The 18,017-nt window shown below is 64.0% G+C and carries 15 protein-coding genes; 7 read left to right on the top strand and 8 right to left on the bottom strand.

All coding sequences use genetic code 11. The features are described from left to right. Positions 1–84: 84 nt before the first annotated feature. Genes E3T25_RS08940 through E3T25_RS08920 form a run of 5 tightly spaced genes read right to left on the bottom strand, consistent with a single transcriptional unit; the run spans position 85 to position 9,488 of the window. Positions 85–1,206, bottom strand: coding sequence for a DUF3644 domain-containing protein (locus tag E3T25_RS08940; RefSeq protein WP_174720216.1), 1,122 nt, complete (start codon positions 1,204–1,206; stop codon positions 85–87). Between the two features lie 5 nt (positions 1,207–1,211). Next, on the bottom strand, positions 1,212–4,400 hold the full coding sequence (locus E3T25_RS08935; RefSeq protein WP_134373740.1) for a type I restriction endonuclease subunit R: 3,189 nt from the start codon (positions 4,398–4,400) through the stop codon (positions 1,212–1,214). Next, a complete protein-coding gene (locus E3T25_RS08930; protein ID WP_134373738.1) occupies positions 4,400–5,707 on the bottom strand; it encodes a restriction endonuclease subunit S in 1,308 nt (435 codons plus the stop codon). The genes E3T25_RS08935 and E3T25_RS08930 overlap by 1 nt, the downstream gene beginning before the upstream one ends. Then, on the bottom strand, positions 5,707–7,320 hold the full coding sequence (locus E3T25_RS08925; RefSeq protein ID WP_134373736.1) for a class I SAM-dependent DNA methyltransferase: 1,614 nt from the start codon (positions 7,318–7,320) through the stop codon (positions 5,707–5,709). The genes E3T25_RS08930 and E3T25_RS08925 overlap by 1 nt, the downstream gene beginning before the upstream one ends. Beyond that, positions 7,320–9,488 carry a hypothetical protein gene (locus E3T25_RS08920; RefSeq protein ID WP_134373734.1) on the bottom strand — a complete coding sequence of 723 codons (2,169 nt, stop codon included), beginning with the start codon at positions 9,486–9,488 and terminating at the stop codon, positions 7,320–7,322. Before E3T25_RS08920 ends, E3T25_RS08925 begins: the two co-directional genes overlap by 1 nt. Before the next feature lie 309 nt (positions 9,489–9,797). Here E3T25_RS08920 and E3T25_RS08915 point away from each other — a divergent pair, with 309 nt between their 5' ends. Together E3T25_RS08915 and E3T25_RS17445 are read left to right on the top strand one after the other, a co-directional pair. Further along, positions 9,798–10,343 (top strand): hypothetical protein, encoded by a 546-nt coding sequence (locus E3T25_RS08915; RefSeq protein ID WP_134373732.1) that lies wholly within the window; start codon positions 9,798–9,800, stop codon positions 10,341–10,343. A 51-nt stretch (positions 10,344–10,394) separates the two neighbouring features. Beyond that, positions 10,395–11,282, top strand: coding sequence for an Ltp family lipoprotein (locus E3T25_RS17445; RefSeq protein WP_241976883.1), 888 nt, complete (start codon positions 10,395–10,397; stop codon positions 11,280–11,282). Positions 11,283–11,532: 250 nt separating this feature from the next. On the opposite strand, the gene E3T25_RS08905 is transcribed toward E3T25_RS17445, so the two are convergent. Both E3T25_RS08905 and E3T25_RS08900 read right to left on the bottom strand, forming a co-directional pair. Next, complete coding sequence (locus tag E3T25_RS08905) at positions 11,533–12,375, bottom strand: metallophosphoesterase (RefSeq protein ID WP_134373730.1); 843 nt, start codon at positions 12,373–12,375, stop codon at positions 11,533–11,535. A gap of 168 nt (positions 12,376–12,543) precedes the next feature. Continuing rightward, complete coding sequence (locus E3T25_RS08900; RefSeq protein WP_134373728.1) at positions 12,544–13,140, bottom strand: helicase associated domain-containing protein; 597 nt, start codon at positions 13,138–13,140, stop codon at positions 12,544–12,546. A 304-nt stretch (positions 13,141–13,444) separates the two neighbouring features. Between E3T25_RS08900 and E3T25_RS08895 the strand changes: the two genes are divergently transcribed. Next, positions 13,445–15,313, top strand: coding sequence for a hypothetical protein (locus E3T25_RS08895; protein WP_134373726.1), 1,869 nt, complete (start codon positions 13,445–13,447; stop codon positions 15,311–15,313). A gap of 95 nt (positions 15,314–15,408) precedes the next feature. Here the strand turns inward: E3T25_RS08895 and E3T25_RS08890 are convergent, their stop codons facing one another. Then, on the bottom strand, positions 15,409–15,921 hold the full coding sequence (locus E3T25_RS08890; protein WP_134373724.1) for a hypothetical protein: 513 nt from the start codon (positions 15,919–15,921) through the stop codon (positions 15,409–15,411). Positions 15,922–16,125: 204 nt separating this feature from the next. On the opposite strand from E3T25_RS08890, the gene E3T25_RS08885 reads away from it, so the two are divergent. The 4 genes from E3T25_RS08885 to E3T25_RS08870 all read left to right on the top strand — a co-directional run bounded on the left by E3T25_RS08885 (position 16,126) and on the right by E3T25_RS08870 (position 17,971). Beyond that, on the top strand, positions 16,126–16,482 hold the full coding sequence (locus E3T25_RS08885) for a hypothetical protein (protein ID WP_134373722.1): 357 nt from the start codon (positions 16,126–16,128) through the stop codon (positions 16,480–16,482). After that, positions 16,482–16,781, top strand: coding sequence for a hypothetical protein (locus E3T25_RS08880; RefSeq protein WP_134373720.1), 300 nt, complete (start codon positions 16,482–16,484; stop codon positions 16,779–16,781). The genes E3T25_RS08885 and E3T25_RS08880 overlap by 1 nt, the downstream gene beginning before the upstream one ends. 39 nt (positions 16,782–16,820) lie before the next feature. Next, complete coding sequence (locus E3T25_RS08875) at positions 16,821–17,123, top strand: hypothetical protein (protein ID WP_134373718.1); 303 nt, start codon at positions 16,821–16,823, stop codon at positions 17,121–17,123. A 317-nt stretch (positions 17,124–17,440) separates the two neighbouring features. After that, positions 17,441–17,971 (top strand): hypothetical protein, encoded by a 531-nt coding sequence (locus tag E3T25_RS08870; protein ID WP_134373716.1) that lies wholly within the window; start codon positions 17,441–17,443, stop codon positions 17,969–17,971. Positions 17,972–18,017: the final 46 nt, after the last annotated feature.

Raw genomic sequence — 18,017 nt, 5'->3', positions numbered from 1 at the left:
TCAATGACTCCACGAACTCCTCGCGTGCCAGGCACGGACGGCTTGGCGACTCAATTCAGGAAATGCCCGACCTCCGGACCGCAGCTACGGCAAAAGCGTTCCTGTCGAAGCGCATCCCACCTGCATGCACGACACCAATGTTGTGCCAGCCGGCGCAGCCCTGTGTGAGAGCCAAATCGCGTTCATGTCGAGCGTGTCTCTGGCGTCCCTCATCAAACTCAGGGCATGATCCGAGAAGCCGATGTGGCGCTGCGAGCCGAAGTGGAACGTGTGTGTCACATTGGCGTCGACATCGATTCCGCGGTGTGCCCGCAGTGCCCGGGCTCGCGGGAGAGTGAGACCCGTGGCGGCGGCCAAGTCCGTGGCAGAGCGGTGGTACTTCTTCTGAAGGTCCACAGTGCGAATGGCAGCCACATCGGCGCCAGTTCCGTCCGGGACGTATGTCACCGGTAAGCCGCCCTTCTTCACCATGCGTACCTGAACTTCCGGTCCTTCCCCGGAGATGGTTGCCCCAACGTTGCTGAGACGCGGAAACACTTGATCGCGTTCCTTGCCTGCGCGAATACCTTTCTCCACCCGGATGACGTCGGTATCTGAAACCTTGGTGTCTGGCTCGTTGTGCGCCTCCATCGCCAGCAAAGTTCGAATGCGCGCTCTTGCCTCCGCCCCGGCCCGTCGCCCCGGTTTCAGGAGTTGGGCGATATTCGCATACTCGCGATCGACGAGAATCTGAAAGTCCTGCGGGGGCTCGACAGAGATCGGCAGGACCCGTCGTGGAAGGTGGTCAGCAAGCCGCTCAGCAAACACGCGGTGGATCACGTCATCGAATAGGGTCACCGCCGCTCGCACATGGAGGAACAGAATGCCTTCGTCAACTTCGTTGTACCAGTGCTGTTCGTCGTCGCGCATCGCATCAATCGCTCGAAGGGTGCCTGCCTCTTCGTCCGTGAGCTTGATACTTGAAGCCTGCTGGGCTTGCCTCACTACTGCCTCGAACCCAAGGGATCGACCGGTCTTCGGGTCAAATACCTTGACCTGTGCCTGATTCAGCGCCGCTTTGAGAAGCATTTCGAATGCGTGCTGGACGTGCAACAGGACTGAGGTTGCTCTCCCGTCCTCGCTCATCGAATTGAAAGCCGACACGCTCATCCGCATTGAGAAGAGAGCCTTCTTTTTCAAGATCCGCGCGCTGCTCCGTAGCTTCATTACGCCTACGCCGCCCGCTCTTCGCTGTACCGCGGCGCCATGGACTCCATCTGCTCCATGACGAGCTTGATGGCCACGGGTTGACGGTCCGGCGGATAGCCGTGCTTGACGAGCAGGCGCTTGATCGAGGAACGCAGTTTGGCGCGCACGTCATCACGCACGGTCCAGTCGGTGCGCACATCGCGGCGCATCACGGCAACCAGTTCGCGCGCGATGTCCGCCAGCACGGTCTCGCCCTGCACCTCGACAGCCGATTCGTTCTGCGCCACGGCGTCGTAGAACGCGAGCTCGTCGTGGTTAAGTGGAGGCGCGAAACCAGCGCCGCGGTTCGCCTCCGCGGCGACCTCGCGGGCCAGGGCAACGAGCTCTGCGATCACCTCGGCCGAGGTGAGTTGTTGGTTCGTGTACTTGTTCATCAACTCAGAGATCCGGTCCGAAAACGCGCGCCGCCGCACCAGGTTGTTGCGCGTCGTGCGCACCGCCTCATCGGTCAGCAGCTTGCGCAGCGCCTCGATCGCAAGCTGCGGGTTACGCGCATGCTGCGTCTTGGCCATGAACCCCGGGCTGAGATCGTCAAGCGACGGCTTCGGCATCCCGGCAGCCTCGTAGATGTCGAGCACCCCGCCCGCGCTCGTCGCGGATGCGATCAGCTCGCCGAGCAGACGCTGCACATCCTCCGGCACCGGCTCCCCCCGGGCCTGACGGTCGGAGGCGTCGAACTTGGCCATCCACACCCGGGCCTCTTCGTACAGCTGGATCTCCGGCCGGCGCTCCTCGAGCTCCTGCGACCCGGCACCCGAGCACAGCGCCCACGCCCGGGACAGCTGCCCCGAGTAGCGGCGGTACGCGGCCGCCAGGGTCTCTTCGCCGTCGGTAACCTGGTTGCCCGGCGTCGCCGCATCCCGGAGATAGTTGACCGCACCAGTCACCGCGTTCAGGTAACGCTTCGGGCCACCCTTGGCGAGCTCCGCCTTCCAGTCGTACCCGGCGAGCATCGCACGCAACGTGTCGACCAGCGACAGCGTCAGCACGATGGCGTCGTCGACGTCACGGCCAATGGGCTTCGAGACCTGGTCGGTCTTCGTGTATTCGCCGAGCGCCTTGGCCAGGTTGTCGGCGAGCGGCGCATACGCCACCAGCAGGCCGTCCTCCTTGCCGCGGAACGTGCGGTTCACCCGCGCGAGCGTCTGCATGAGCAGCGCGCCCTTCAGCGGCCGGTCCAGGTAGAGCGTGTGCAGCGGCGGCGAGTCGTACCCGGTGAGCATCATGTCTTTCACGATCACCAGCTGCAGTTCGTCGTCGACGTCCTTGAGCCGGGCCTTGACCACGGCGTTGGCCGAACTGCGGCGCACGTGGTCGATGACCGGCGGCTTGTCCGACGCGGTGCCCGAGTAGACGACCTTGATGACACCCTTGTCGAGCTCTTCCGAGTGCCATTGCGGCCGCAGCGCCACGATCGCCGAGTACAGGTTCGCGCAGATCTCGCGCGTTCCGCCCACGATCATTGCCTTGCCGGGCGACTCGATGAACTTCGTCATCTGGCCGCTCCGATTCTCCCAGTGCGCCACGATGTCCTCGGCCAGTGCGGCGATGCGGTCCGGTGCGCCATAGACGGCGTTGACCACGGCGACGGATGCCTCGATCCGCGCCCGCTCGGTGTCGTCCAGCCCCACGGTGGCTTCGTCCGCGGCCTCGTCAAGGATCTCTTCCGTAACATCCGTCGCCAGGTTCACCTTGATCAGGCGCGGCTCGAAGTAGACCGGCACCGTGGCACCGTCGTCGACGGCACGGGACAGGTCGTAGATGTCGATGTACTCGCCGAACACGTCACGGGTGTTGCGGTCGTCGAAGGAGATCGGTGTGCCGGTGAAGGCGATCAGGGTGGCATGCGGGAGGGCGTCGCGCAGGTGGCGGGCGTAGCCGTCGAGGTCGTCGTAGTGGCTGCGGTGCGCTTCGTCGACGACCACGATGATGTTGCGCCGGTCGGAGAGCAGCGGATGCTCCGCACCGGCCTGCTTCTCGGCCTCGCTGCGCCCGAACTTCTGCAGTGTGGTGAAGTAGATGCCGCCCGTGGCGCGGTTGCTGAGCTCATCGCGCAGTTCGCTACGGCGCTTGATCTGACGCGGCTTCTCCGGCAGCAGCAGGCTCGCCGCGAAGGTCTCGTAAAGCTGCCCGTCGAGCTCGTTGCGGTCGGTGATCACCACGACCGTGGGGTTCTTCAGCTTCGGATGCCGCGACACCAGGTTGGCGTAGAGCTCCATCTCCATCGACTTGCCCGAGCCCTGCGTGTGCCAGACCACGCCGGCCTTGCCGTTGCTCTCCACCGCCTGCACCGTGTTACCCACGGCCTTGGTGACGGCGAAGTACTGGTGCGGTTTGGCGATGCGCTTGGCAAGGCCGTCGGCGCCCTCATCGAACGCGGTGAAGGAGCGCATCAGCTGCAGGAACCGCTCCTGGTTGTACAGGCCGAGCAGCGCGATCTCCATCCCGGTGGTCGCGTTCCAGTCGTTCGTGTCGCCGGGCTTCACCGGGGTGCCGTCGTCGTCGACGTTCCACGGCGAGAAGTGGTTAAGCGGCGTGAACGGGGTGCCGTACTTGGCGAGGATCCCGTCGCTGGCCAGCGTGAACACACAGAACCGGAACGCCATCGGGAACTCCCGCAGATACGTCTGCAGCTGGGCGTGCGCCGCGGCGACATCCGCCGACTCACTGCCGGCCTTCTTCAGCTCGATGACGCTCACAGGCATGCCGTTGCAATACAGCACGACGTCGAAGCGCCGCTTGTAGTCGCCGCGGACGAGCGTGACCTGGTTCACCGCGAGCCAGTCATTCTCCGACGGTTCGGCACTGACCAGACGGATGCTCGGATTCACCTCGGTGCCGTCGTCGCCGATGTAGCTCAGGCGGAACCCGTCGATCAGGTAGTCGTGGATGCGCTGGTTCTCGGTGATCGCGTCCTGCGACTTGGGCGAGGCGATCTCGGCGAGCGCCTGTACCAGGTACTCCCCCGGCACCGTCGGGTTCAGACGGCGCAGAGCATCGAGCAGTCGCGGCCGGATGAGCAGGTCATCCCAGCTGTCCCGATGCCCGCTGCCCGGCGCGATCTGCTCGCCTGCTGTCGGCTGCCAGCCGAGCGGCTCACTGAGCAGCTCGAGCGCCACCTGCTCCCACTCCGCTTCCGAAAATCCCGCCATCAGAGCACCCCCTCAAGTACTTTCTCTGCATCCCTCACCCGAAGCTTGCCAGACATGAGCGCAGGGAGGAGTGCGTTGCGGGTGGCGGCCAAGGATTCACTCTCGCTCCTCAGGGAATCACGCATCTCTAGCATTGGCAGAGCCACGGCCGCATATCGCTGCTGGACGTCCACAGACACTCGCGGAGCCCGGAAAGTGGGTATCGCATCCGAGGCAAGGTGCAGCACGGTCGTGCCGCTCGTCCTGCTCTTGCAATGTGCGCGGAAGCCGCCCTGGAGCATCAGACCGAGCATGAATTCGACGGGAACGCCTGAAACCGGACGAACGATGGCAAGATCCAAGCTGGCCACGAGAGTCTCATGGTTCCCGCTTCCAGGTACACGAATAGCCCGACCCACCACTTCGGCGGCCTGAGTGAGATCGGTCTGGGCCACGACAATTTCCCCAGGGTAGATCCGCTGTTCTGGCTTGTAAGGGCCTGCATAGTCTTTGAGACCGCGGGCGGAATAACCACCGTTTCGGTCAAATGACTTGAGAGTGACTAACGCCGTCCGTGATTCCACAAGGTCAACGCTCCGATAGGACACCCCTTTGGTCACAGTGGCAAGCTCGCTGAATGGAATGAAGCCCTCGGACTCCCTCACAATTGCAGTGAACGAAGCCGCGAGGGTCTCGCCTAACAAGGCGACCAGCTTGGTGTTAGCCGCGATCTTGTCGTCGAGTGCCCCGAGGACCTCTGCAGTTGCATCCTGGACGCTGCGCGTGGGCACAAGCACCTGCAGGGCTTTTGCATCTGGGTAATACATCGTCTGGTGCGTTGTTCCATAGGAGAATCGCCGCACACTCTCTTGCTCAGCCATCAGGAGATACCTGAGGTAGCTCGGTGAGAGTCCCGGGCCGCACACCCAGTTGACGAAGTCTTGACTAGTCGCCATTGGAACGCCCATTATGACGACGTAGCCGACGGAGGCAGTCCTCGAGAGACAGACTGTCCCAGCGGGAAGTAACCTCGCTGAAGAATTCAATAGGCCCAACTCAGAAACGTGTTGGTTTGTATCGCTGATGATCTCACCGTGATGTGCCGTCGCATCGCGAATACCTATCCATGGGATTCCGCCTTCCCAATAGTCCGAGCGACTTCGACTCGGAGTGTGACCGCTCTCCAGACGCGCGAGGTCGCTCAAAGCGCGCCAGATAAACCCTGAAGGTTCAGGCAGCGCAGTGCGTCCAATGCTCAGAGCGAAGCGACCAGGCACCACTGCTCCCGTAGCGTCGCGTCCGCCTGTCTTGCTCGCAGAACTGAGCATCAGACTCTCCCCAGCTGCGCACGCACAACCGCCGCGAGCCGTTCCGACTCGTCAAACTGGGTGAACAGTTCCTCGCCAAGCCGAACGATTTTCTGTTCGATTGGCTCCCCATCGTCCTCTATCTTGGCGGCGCCAACGTAACGGCCAGGCGTGAGAGCGTAATCACCGGTCTTGACCTCAGTCAATGATGCGGAGTATGAAAAGCCAGGCTCGTCTTCGTAGATGAGTGCGGCGTCCGTCGCTGACTTCGTGCCGCGCCAGGCGTGGTAGGTGCCGGCGATCTTCGCGATGTCCTCATCGGAGAGAGCGCGCTCGGCGCGGTCGACCATATAGCCGAGGTTGCGGGCGTCGATGAAGAGAACCTGGCCGGTGCGGTCGATGCTGCCGTTCTCTCCCGCGGTCTTGTCCTTGGCGAAGAACCACGTACAGACCGGGATGCCGGTGCTGCGGAACAGCTGCGTTGGCAGCGCGATCATGCAGGAAACTAGGTCCGCCTCGACGAGCTGGGCGCGGATCTCGCCCTCACCGCCGGAGTTCGACGTCATCGAACCATTGGCCATGACCACGCCTGCGCTGCCGCCGGGAGCGAGCTTGGAGATGATGTGCTGGATCCAGGCGTAGTTGGCGTTACCGGCCGGGGGCACACCGTACTTCCAGCGGGGGTCGCTCTCGCTGCGCGCCCAGTCCTTGATGTTGAAGGGTGGGTTGGCGAGCACGTAGTCGGCCTGCAACTCGGGGTGCTGGTCGCGGGCGAAGGTGTCGCCCCAGCGGCTGGCGAGGTTGCCGTTCAGCCCGTGGATGGCGAGGTTCATCTTGGCCATGCGCCAGGTGCGCTCGTTCATCTCCTGGCCGTATACGGAGATGTTCGAGCCCTCTTTGTGGTGGGATTCGAGGAACTTCTCGGTCTGCACGAACATACCGCCCGAACCGCAGCACGGGTCGTAGACGCGGCCGTGGGTGGGTTCGAGCACCTCGACAAGCACGCGCACCACTCCGGCGGGCGTGTAGAACTCGCCGCCGCGCTTGCCCTCGGCGGCCGCGAACTTTTCGAGGAAGTACTCGTAGACCTCGCCCAAGATGTCTCGGGCCTTCGTGGCGCCGTGACCGGTGAAGCGAGCCGAGTTGAGCAGGTCGAGCAGCTCGCCGAGGCGCCGCTGGTCGACCCCGTCGCGGTTGTAGATGCGCGGCAGCGAACCGGCGAGAGCGGCATTGTCGGCGGAGAGCAGGTCCATCGCCTCGTCGATGAGCAGGCCGATCGACTTCGGCGCCTCCCCCGCGATTGCGGGTAGACCCTTCGCGTTCTCGGCGAGGTAGGTCCAGCGGGCGCGGGCACCCACCCAGAAGACGCCGCGGCCGGTGTACTCGTCGACGTCGTCGATGAGCTGGCCGATCTGGTCCTCGTTGAGGCCGTCGGCTTCGAGCTCGGTGCGGATCTGCTCACGGAGCTCATCGAAGGCGTCGGACACGTACTTGAGGAAGACCAGGCCGAGGATGACGTCTTTGTACTGCGAGGCATCCATTGAGCCGCGCAGCTTGTCGGCGGCCTTCCACAGGGTGTCCTTCAGCTCTTTCATGGTCGACGGCAAGGCCGCGACTTTGATCTTGGGTGCCACTAGTTGGTTCCTTCCGATGGAGCGAATGCGTGTGAAATTTGTGGGCCCGCAGTCAGGGAGACCGTGACGCTGCCGGCGGTGACGCCGGTTATGAGCAGGGCGGCGAGCTCGTCGAGGTGGGCGAGGCGCTCGTGAGCGCGTCCCTGTTCCAACCGTAGCGAGGCGAGGGCGTCGGTGAGCGCACGGCTCTGCGTGTGGTGCACCTGGCGCAGCGGCCAGCGCTGCCACCGCCGCTGCCCGGGCGGAAGCGCCGTGATGTCCGCGGCGAGCACCTCGCTGAGCAGCCCGTTCGGGTCGTCGGCGCTGATCCGCAGGATGCGCGCGGGGAAGAGCACCACCGAGGTGCCCTCCCGGTCGACGATCGCGGCGGGGTGCGGCACTGTGGTGAACACGACATCGCCCGGCTCCGTCACCCGGCCGGAGGGATAGTCGGCGGCGAAACGCAGCCGGTCGATGCGGCGCTGGCCGAGCGAGATCACGCCGAGCACCTCGGCCGGCCCGATCAGACGGATGCCCTCACCACGCCGCCGACTCCCGCCGGCGCCCTCGGCTAGGCCTTCGGTCACGTCGCTGGCGGCGAGGCGGTTGCCCGGAATGTAGCGCAGGTGCCGGGCGGCCAGGAGTTGCTCCACCGTCTGTACCGCCGGGGTACCGGGCATGTGCCCGCCCGCGGAATGGTCGGCGGGGTCAGGTGCGTGCGCGGAGAAGTGGGCAAGGTGGCTGAGGCCGGGTGCGGCATCCGTTTCGGGGTTTGGGCGTGGCGCGGGTGCCAGCAGCGCGAGCAGTTCGTCGACCCGCACGGCGAGCGCGGCGCCCTGCGTTGCGGGTGCGGATGCGACGGGGCGCGCACCGGCCACCAGCCAGTCCCGGCGGGCGAGCAGGATGCGCGTGAGCACGAAGCGCGCAAACCGGAACGCGTGGGCGCGCACGGTGCCTCGGTCACCGAGGGAGGCAACGAGGTCGCTGACCAGGTCATCGATCACGGCGGCGGTCAGTGGCGTTGCGGTGAGGTCGGCGACCATGGTCCACCGGTCGGCGAGGGGCACCTGCACGTGCGCAGCACCGAGCAACCAGAGCGCCTGGGCCTGCTGCGGCTTGTGGGTGAGGAGTCCGACCGGGAGGCGCACGACCGCGCGCACGCGGCCCGAGCGCAGCAGGGCGGAGCGCAGCTCCTCGCTCTCCCGGGAGAGGCCGGCATCGTTGAGTACCGCCGAGGGGGCAATGACCACGCCGAGCTGGTCGTTGGTCATCTGCAGCACGATCTGGTCGATCGCCGAGAGCATTTCGGCGGGTGCCATCGCGGCTCGGCCGGCGGGAGGCAACTGGGCGATGTGCACGGCGGAACCGGTGACCGCGAACGCCCCGGACTCCGCCACCTCGAGGCCCACGCGGGTGATGCCGTGCACGAGCAGGCGCCGGCGCAGGAGACGCCCGGCCTCGCCGTCGTCGTTCGGCGTGAGCACGGTGAGGTCGCTGTGGTCGGCGTCGGCTTGTGCCAGGGCGAGGAGGATGTCGCCCGCGCTCCCGGCTGCGTCGACGAATAGTGCGTCGCCGTGCTGGGTAGCGGCGAGCGCTGACGCGGAGAGCGCCAGAACCTCGAGTGCCGGGCTGCTCAGTGCGGTCTCGCTGTGGTCGCGCAGGTCGAGCCGGAACCGGTCGGCCAGCAGCCCCTCGAAGGCCGGGCCCTCGCCGTACGCAGCCTCCACCAGCGCATCCACGTATCCGATGAGCGCGGCACGGGCCGGGCCGAGTGCGTCGATTTCGCGGTAGAACAGGGTGTCGTCGGGGTCATGCTCGTCGGCGGCGTCGAGCAGGTCGGCGTCGCTGAGTGTGCTGAGCGGGGTGCCGAGCTGGCTGCGCAGGGCGAGGAGAGCGGTCACCGCGCTGAGGGAGGACTGCGCGCTGCCGGCCGATTCGGCGGGGGCGGCGTGGGCTGCGGCATCCGTTGACGCGTCGGGGTTGTTGCCGCGGCGCGTGTCGGTGAGCCACTGGCCCACTTGGTGGGCGTCGAAGAGTTCCTGGCCGCGCCGGCGGCTCACCGGGGCAGGGAACGGGGTATCGGTCCGAGCGGAGCGGGTGCGCCAGACCGAGACGACCGGGCGCTGCACCCGGGCGAGGGCTGCGATGTCGGACATCGTCATCAGGAGCGCCGGCTCAGACGTGCTCATTCGTGCTCCCCCCTCTGCCTGTTGTGTGTGCTCGTGTGACTTCAGGTTAGGGCAGCGGAGTGAGAACCCATGCAGTTTGCTGATAACCCCTGTTATCAGTCACTTGCGGGCGCACTGGTTGCGGTCGCCCCTAGCGTGACGTTGTGCCTGATCCACCCGAAGTTTCAGGCATAGGCAGGCGGCGCACGGTCACGGGGGGAACGCCCGTGAGCCGCCTGCTCCCACCACTTCAACACTCGGCGCGGTTCGCCGGGATCGCCGCGCTCGGCGCTCAGCGCTTAGCCAGACCATTCATAGGAGATCACGGTCATGACACCACAGGAGAACAGCACCGCGAGCACTGAGGCGCTGGCCGGTTCGACGACGGATGCTGTAGCACCCACGGTTGCAGCAGCACCCTCGACCCCGGCGCCACTTCCCACCTCGCCGCCGGCGTTCAGCCCCCGCGAGGTCAGGGTCGGCGCAGTCGGCCTGGCCATCGGCCTGGTCGTCGGCGTTGTCGGGTCGCTGCTCATGGCATCCGTTGCCGGCGGTCTCGGCTCGATCGCGCTGGGCAACCCGATGGCGGATGCCGCCGCCACCTGTGAGGTCGAGACGAACCCTTGGATCACCGTGGGCGATGAGGGTCGCAGCATCTCGATGCAGAGCGAGGGTGAGGAAGCGGCCGGTGCGAATTTCGACGACCTGGCCTGCGTGCTCCTCGAGCTCGACACCCCGGACAGCGTCATCAACCGGATCGACAGCACCCGGGCCCTCGACGGGCGCCAGACCGGTACCTGGGAGGACTATTCCGCCTCGTGGGGCTACCACCCCGACAACGGCCTCGACATCGTGATCGAGATGCCGGCCTACTAACCGGCCACCCCACTTCCACTCTCACAGCATCAATCGAACAGGAGCCACAGCATGTCCGAGATCAAACCCACCACTTCAGGTGCAGCCGGCGTTCCCGCCGCGCAGCAGGAACAGCCCATCCCTCTCGCTCCTCCGGCACCGCGGCCGGGCTTCCCTGCCGGTTCGGCCGGGCCATCCGGACCGGTGCTCGTCTCGGACAAGTCGTTCGTGGTGACGTGGCTGCTCTCCTTGCTGCTCGGCATGTTTGCCGCCGACCGCTTCTACCTGGGCAAGGTCGGCACCGGCCTGCTCAAGCTGTTCACCTTCGGCGGTCTGGGCGTGTGGGTTCTGGTCGACCTGATCCTGGTTCTCACCGGAGCTCAGCGCGACAAGCAGGGACGGATGCTGGCCGGTTACGACCAGAACAAGAAGATCGCCTGGATCGTCTCCGCCGCCCTGATCGCCCTCTCCATGCTCATCTCGGGTGCGAACGCAGCCACGGCCACCGATGCAACGCCCGCCGCCGTGGCGCCGATCGCCGCGGAGGATTCGGCTGCGACGACGGAACCAAAGCCGGTCGAGACTACGGCACCAGTTGAAGAGGCGGTTCCGGTTGAGGAAACGCAGGCTCCCGAGCCTCCGGCCCCAGCCGTTCCTGCTGACTTCGCTTCCGCGCTAGTCAAGGCCGCGAGCTACTCGAAGACTATGCACATGAGCAAAGCGGGACTCTACGGTCAACTCACCTCGGAGTACGGCGAACAATTCTCGCCGGAGGCCGCTCAGTTCGGGGTGGACAATGTGCAGGCTGATTGGAACGCCAATGCTCTCGCCAAGGCGAAGTCCTACCAGGAGACTATGGCCATGTCGCCGGAGTCGATTCGTGAGCAGCTCACCAGCGAATATGGGGAGCAGTTCACCGTAGAGGAGGCGGACTTCGCCATCCTGCATCTGAACGACTGACCAGTCGCCACAGCGAGAACCCCGCCCAAGCGCGGGGTTCTCGCTGTTCCCGGGCATGGACAGCGGCGACCGCCCTGCACAGCTGCTCGGATGAGGTCATTGCGAGTGTGCGCGGAGAGCGAAGACCTTGGCTGCAAAACTCACCGCGACAGACACCGCTGGCACCAAGATCGAGGAGAAGATGAGGAGGGTTGCCTTGATCGCCAGTAAACGGCGGGGGTGCCTTCGCGGTCATCGAGCGCATCGGTTCTTATTTCGTCGGCCCTTCTCTGCCACCATCCCGGGTGATGAATTCCAGGCCAAGGGTTTGCACGTCGAGGATGGCCTGGCTGCTCGCGGATGCTGAGCCACCCTGATCCAAGATCACAACGCGTGTCTGGAATTCCGCGTCGCCGGAGGCGTGGGTGACCAGTTCGTCGACGTGCAGGTGGTAGTGGCCGCCGAGGTAGAGCCGGGGACGTACTTGCTGGAACCCGCGATGGAACATGGCACGTCCTTCAGCGGAGTACTTGAGGCCGGCTGGCGGCCACCCGTGGTCTGTTGCCGCCAGCCACGCATCTAGGGACGGTAGGTCCAGAGGTGCATCGTGTCCGATGAGCACGTCGGCAACTTCGTGCCCGAGCGTGGTGAGGTCTGCCTCGGTGATTGACTCTTCCGCCCAGACGGAACGCCCCAAAACACGATGGCCGATATCGACCGAGTTGGCGCCGCCGAGGGCAGCAAGGGTGGCGCCGCTTGCAAGTACGGTCCTGTAACCACGCGGGATGTGGACGATGTTCGGTCGGATCCAGCGCAGCCCGTCATCGGCGACCGGGAACTTGTAGAGGAGGTCGAAGTCCTCGTGATTGCCGTCAACGAACGCGAGGGTCTGGGCCGTCATCTTGAGTCGTCGGCTCAACTTGTCAATATCGATGCCCCAGTTGTGCCCCGGCCACAGAAACCCGAAATCGCCCAGGACCACCAGATGTTCGATCCCTCGGGCTGACATCGTTCGTGCCACGGTCAACACGTGTTGCATGTCGCCGTGGGTGTCGCCGAGGAATCCGATGCGATTGGCGGCGGACAGCGTGCCGCGCCCGGTCGCAGTGATCACAGCGCCCTCGCTGACTTGTCCCACGCTCGGCAATCACCGAGCGCGAGACACCCGCATCGGGACTCCGGTTCGTGAATAGCCATGTCACCAAATTACGGTGAGGTGTTCCTCTTGGGGTGCACGCTGGGCATCCGTTGTCGACGAGTCGGTCTTTCGGGTATCCCGTACTCAGCGGGAGTGGCGGAGTCCAGATCCAGTGTTCTGCAGGGCCATGAGCACAGCGAGCTGCGCGGCCCGGCCCGCGGACTGTGTCCCCATCTGCAACTGTCGGAGCTGGCGGCCCAACCATCTGGCCAGCGAGAACTCCACCGTGTCTGCACCGTTGTGGGACGGCAGTTTCCCGGTCAGGTCAACGTGTTGGACACAGGCGTCGAAGTTTTCCTGCCATGCCTGGTCGTGGGGATCCAACTCGAATGCCGGTGAGACGTCGAGCCGAAGGAGCTGGTATCGGCAGAGTTTGTCTTCGAAGCGGCGCTGGTACCGGGCCCACTCGCCCCGGCGCCGTTCTTCCGCGGGGAGGGTGGCAAGGTTTCGGGTGCGCTCGCGCGGGGTTCTCCCGTTTTCACGCCAGTAGTCTTCGTAGCTATAGAGGGCAGAGACCCAGTTGGCTGGGCGTTTGGCTGCGGTCGGTCGGGAAGCGCCGCGGTGTGCACTGTTCCTGTCGGCTTCCGCGTAGCGGACCGAGCGTGGGTCCGGATCTGGATCTTTCAGCCAGAGCGCCTCGGCTTTGGCGTACAGGTTCTCCTGGGGATTCGTGCCGTTCATCGGTAGCCCGTCGTGGCCACCGGGGTGGCGGCCTCGACGAAGTCATGCGCGGGGCAGCCTGAAGATGCGCGATCGCTCGCGGACTCACGGGACTTCGTCCATGAATCGGCGGATTGATCCGCGAATTCTTCCTACGGTTGTGGTGCGAGGCGTTCCAATATCGACAGATCTGAGAATCTCAGAAATTCTTTTGAAATTCTTTTTATGCAATTGATCAGGCATTACCTTCAGGCAAGGGGTTGGACGGTGACGAATATGGCCGAATTCTGCTCAGTGCCCGAAATCCGCCGCACACATATGTCTTATGACAAACAACCGATTCATCGACAACCTCAACTCCGACACCAACAGCCTCCCCAAGCTGCGGGCAACCATGACTACTGACTCCACCACACCGGACACCACCGATTTCGGCGGCATGAGCGCATCCGAAGTCCACTCCGGTGGTCGCACAGACCATGTCTTCACTTCGCAGCAGGTCGCTCTGGCCCACTCCCGGGTTCTCCAGTCAGGCATCCTTGACAAGCTGGATGCGTGGCGAAGCGAGGACGCTCACGTCACCGGTGCCAGCGCACGACTCCCCCTCATCTCTGACCACGCCACCCTGGTTGGGCTTCTTCTGCTCGCCAGCGAGCACGGTCCGCTCCAGATCAGCTCCCTCGCGGTGGTCCTACAGAACCGACTGACTCAGGAATCCCGCACGCTTCTGCACCTCTCCGATGTGGCACCTGGTTTCGCAGGCGAAACTCGCGAGGCCAAGCGCTGGTTCGACGTCACTCACCGTGCCTTCCACCGCATGCTCCCACTCATGGATCCCTTTCCTCAGGAGAGGAAAACGGCAAACACGTACACGGAGATCCAGGCCGTCCTAGACGCGCACGACTCTGACCTCGAAAAGAAGATGAAGACCCGTCTGGGCGAATTCACGAAGGGGTTCCTGCACATGACATTTATGCAGCAGCCGCGGCGCCTCCGCCAGGCCACCCATCGCATCGAACTCGCCGTCGACCAGACGTTCATCGGGTCGCCGACCACCCGCGGCTTCTCCAAAAACAACTTGGCGAAGAATGTTGCAGACGAAATCGGCACCAGCCCTCTGTCCCTGGATTCTGGACCTGTTGACGCATTCGCCGGCTGGCATGTGCACGGGAAGGGTGTCGGCAGGAGCGACTTCACCTGGGGCTGGATGGCCAATATCGCCGTGCGCGTCGACTCGGAACACCCCGGGGAATCCCGATTCCCCAAGCTGGCGATCAGTGCAACCCTGAGCATGCCCAACATCGGGGTGACCGAAGAAGCCGTTTCGCTGATGCGTTCGGCACTCAGCACCGGCCTCGCACTCGGCATCACGGATGCCGACAAGGCCTACTTCGCCAGCTCCCGCGTCGAGCGTCTCCATGAGCCCACGTTCAACCTCGGGTTCACACCGTCGACCGATTACCGCATCGAGCGACTCGGAGTGCAAGGCGGCCATTTCGGATCAACCTTTATCGAAGGCAAGGCCTACTGCGCCAGCATGCCCACGACACTCCAAAACGCGTCCAGGGATCACGTCAACGGCACCATCGACGCAGAAACATATAGAGGTCGCATTCAGGCACGCGTTCACTTCGAGCTTCGTCCCAAGGGCAAGCCCGATGACCAAGGCCGGGTCCGCATGATGTGCCCCGCCGTCGGGGCCAACCCGACCGTCACCTGCCGCCTACGCGAAAGGCCCGCGAGCGACGTCAGCTCGGCCAGTCCTCGCGTCGCCGAGAACGACCTCCCGGAATATCCCGACAAAATCTGCATCCAGCATTCTGTGACCTTCGGCAAACAGGACGGTCTGCGCGAGCGTCAGGCCTTCACTTACGGCAGCCCGGAGTGGCAGGAATTTCATACTCCACCACGGAACTCCGCTGAAAGCCTGAACGCCGGTGTCAATAGCCCCGTTCTTGAGAGTTTGGACGACGCCTCCCGCCGAAGCGTGCGCGGGTTCGCTGCCGCCCAGGTTTTCGTGACGATCCTGCTCACCAACTACAACCTGCGCTCAATCGCCGCGTACCTACGCGTTGAAGTCCAGGATCAGGCCTCGAACACAGTGGCGGTAGAAACAACCACGAACGCGCGTCGCGGAGACCGTCAGCGGGCAACCCGGTGCACCCCTGAGGATGGTGCTGCGCCTACGACATAGCCGAATCCAAGAAGTCGCTCCTGAAGATTCTCAGGAGCGACTTCTTGTATGGGGTCGCCGAAAGCCCGTGGATTGCACGGGCAGCCTCAACACCGTCACCACCGGGCCTCGAACTGATTCTTGGCCGCACGCAACACTGCATCCGGTTGCTCGAGATGATCGACGGGACGGTCCTCCGCGTCAAATGCCGTCGTCGGAGAGCACAGCCAAAGCAACAAATCCGCCTCGGACCAGTTATTTGCCGCCGCCAGTTCGATGAGCCGCGCCATAACCGGGATGATCGTTCCGCGGGCCCGATCGAATTGGTAACCCGGATACAGGACAGCATTCCGCCGGACGACACCGGCGATCTGATGCGCAGCGCGCCGCCGCGCCGCCAGCTTCCGGTTTGACGGCCTGGCACCCAGGAGTTCGGCGACTTGCCCGCTGGTCAGCAACCCAAACTCTGCGGCGATACTGCGCCACATGTTCTCTGTCGCCTGCAGGCTGCGCGCGAGCTGCGGCGAAACCACATCCGGGCTCGCCGCCATGGCACGCCTGAGCCGCCACACACCGGGCTCGGAAACCCCCGAGGTGTCCGGTTCCCCGGGACGCTCTGCTCCGGCCATGGTCCACCTCCACGTAGCTATTTGCCTCGCAGCCTATTGCTGAAGCCGCTGAAGACTCCCGTGTGTCCTACCTTTCACCACGGGGCTGGCCGGGTTTGTCGCTGAGTCGGCTGATTGAAACCGGCAACTTTCGTAGCGTTGAACTTCAGCAGGCCCGAGAGGTCCGACAAGTGGACACCCGGTCCGAGAGAAACGGGGTGCGGCATGGTTGACATGGCTGAAGGCGCTGCAGGCGACTGCGGGGCGAGTGGACCGGATTTCCTGTGGGGTATCGAAGGCGGATGCTGGCTCATCACGACTGAGGACTCGACCTATCGGATCGACCTGGACGCCATGACCATCGACAGGTTTCGGTTTCCCGATCCCTCGTCCGCCCCCACGGATAATGGGCCCACTCGCCCGCTGAGGGAGATCGTGGAGTGCAGGGTTGGAAAGCTCGGCTACTGGCTCCTAAACCCCGAAGGCCCCGACATTGAGACCGTTGAGTACTACTGGCAACGTTCCAGCACCGTCGTGCGCATTGAACCTGTGCCCGCTCAGCCGGCAGATCGCCCCGAGTGATGGCCAGCGAACGGACGGAGGAGCTGACCGGTGCCGAGGGCGGCCGCTGGATTGTGACGACGCTGAGTTCCACGTATCGATTCGATCTGGACGCGATGACGGTCACCCGAATCCCCGGCGAAGGTGCCAGTCGAACCGTGAACGATCGGACGCGGCCGCTCCGTGAGATCGTGCGCTGCGGGGTCGGCGCACGGGGCTACTGGTTGATGAATCCCGAGGATGACGAGTCGGCCTTCGTCGAGAACTACTGGCAGCTGTCCACCACGATCCAGAGCATCGCACCCGCACCCGCGGAGTGATCGGCGAAATGGGCTAGTCGGGCCCGGAAGGAGCACAGCGTGGATACTTTGACGGATGACGCAACCGGCTGTTACGTCGTAACGACGGCATCCGCCACTCGCTACTGGCTCGACCTCGACCGACGACTGCTTCGGCGCGTGACCAGTCCCGGGGTTCACGCACCCCTTCGCCTGCGCCAGGACGGCGACGACATCGATCTGTTCGAGGTTGTCCGATGCCACATCGGGCAATCCATGGTGTTGCTGATCAACTTGAACGTGCCCGGCGTGTGGCTGACGACCCGCGAATCCACCCCCGTTGTCCGCATTGATTCTGTGCCGAAGACGTTGATCCGACCATGACCGACGCCCAGAAGCGGCCCTATGACTACCGGCCCATCAACGCGCTCCCCTACTGGGACGTAAGAGGTGACTTGATCACCGCAGCCGTGGCCGACACTGTTCGAGATCTCTTGGCATTGATCGCCTCTCCAAGAGTCGCGCGAATTGGGGGTAGCGGACTCCGCCCCCGCGTGGCCCGATCCTGTTGACTTGTACGAGGCACTCACTCGAGTGGTTCAGTCAAGGATTTCAATGGGGGTTCGATGCGCGCGACAACTGAAGGTGGTGCGATGGTCGTCCTGAACGATGACGGGACTTGGGCCACAGAGCCTTCGCCCATGGCTGGCAACCCAGCTCAACTTGCCCTCGGCTTCAGGAAAGTGCCGTGGGGCGCCACCATGTCGGAGATCAAGGCTTCTGAGGTGCAGCAACCGGATCATGAAGACGAAGACTCGCTGGGGTTCAACACTGTGTTGGCCGGGCTGCAAGCGCAGGTATTCTACATCCTCATTGAGGACCAACTCGTCCGAGCCAAATACATCATCACGCAGGAGTACCAGAACAAGAACAGCTATATCACCGCCTTTTCAACGCTCAAAGAAGCGCTCACAAGCAAGTACGGCGTCTCCGGAGAATCCAACATCTATTGGAACGACGACCTGTACGAAGATGACCCGACCGAATGGGGTATGGCGATCAGTGTGGGCCATCATTCTCGCTTTGAGACATGGGCCAATGAGAACACCAGCATCTGTCTCGCTCTTACTGGAGAGAATTACGACATCCAACTAGTGGTCGAGTACACCGGTATCGCCCTCCGGGACATTGAGTCGGATCACAGAAAAGCTTCACTTCTCGCAGACCTATAGACGCGCCGAGCAACACAATTGCTGGGACAAGCAGCCGATGGTTGGT

The sequence above is a fragment of the Cryobacterium sandaracinum genome (assembly GCF_004403415.1).
GTDB lineage: Bacteria > Actinomycetota > Actinomycetes > Actinomycetales > Microbacteriaceae > Cryobacterium > Cryobacterium sandaracinum.
The sequence above is the reverse complement of the archived record's forward strand: the minus strand, read 5'-3'. Positions and strand labels throughout refer to the sequence as shown.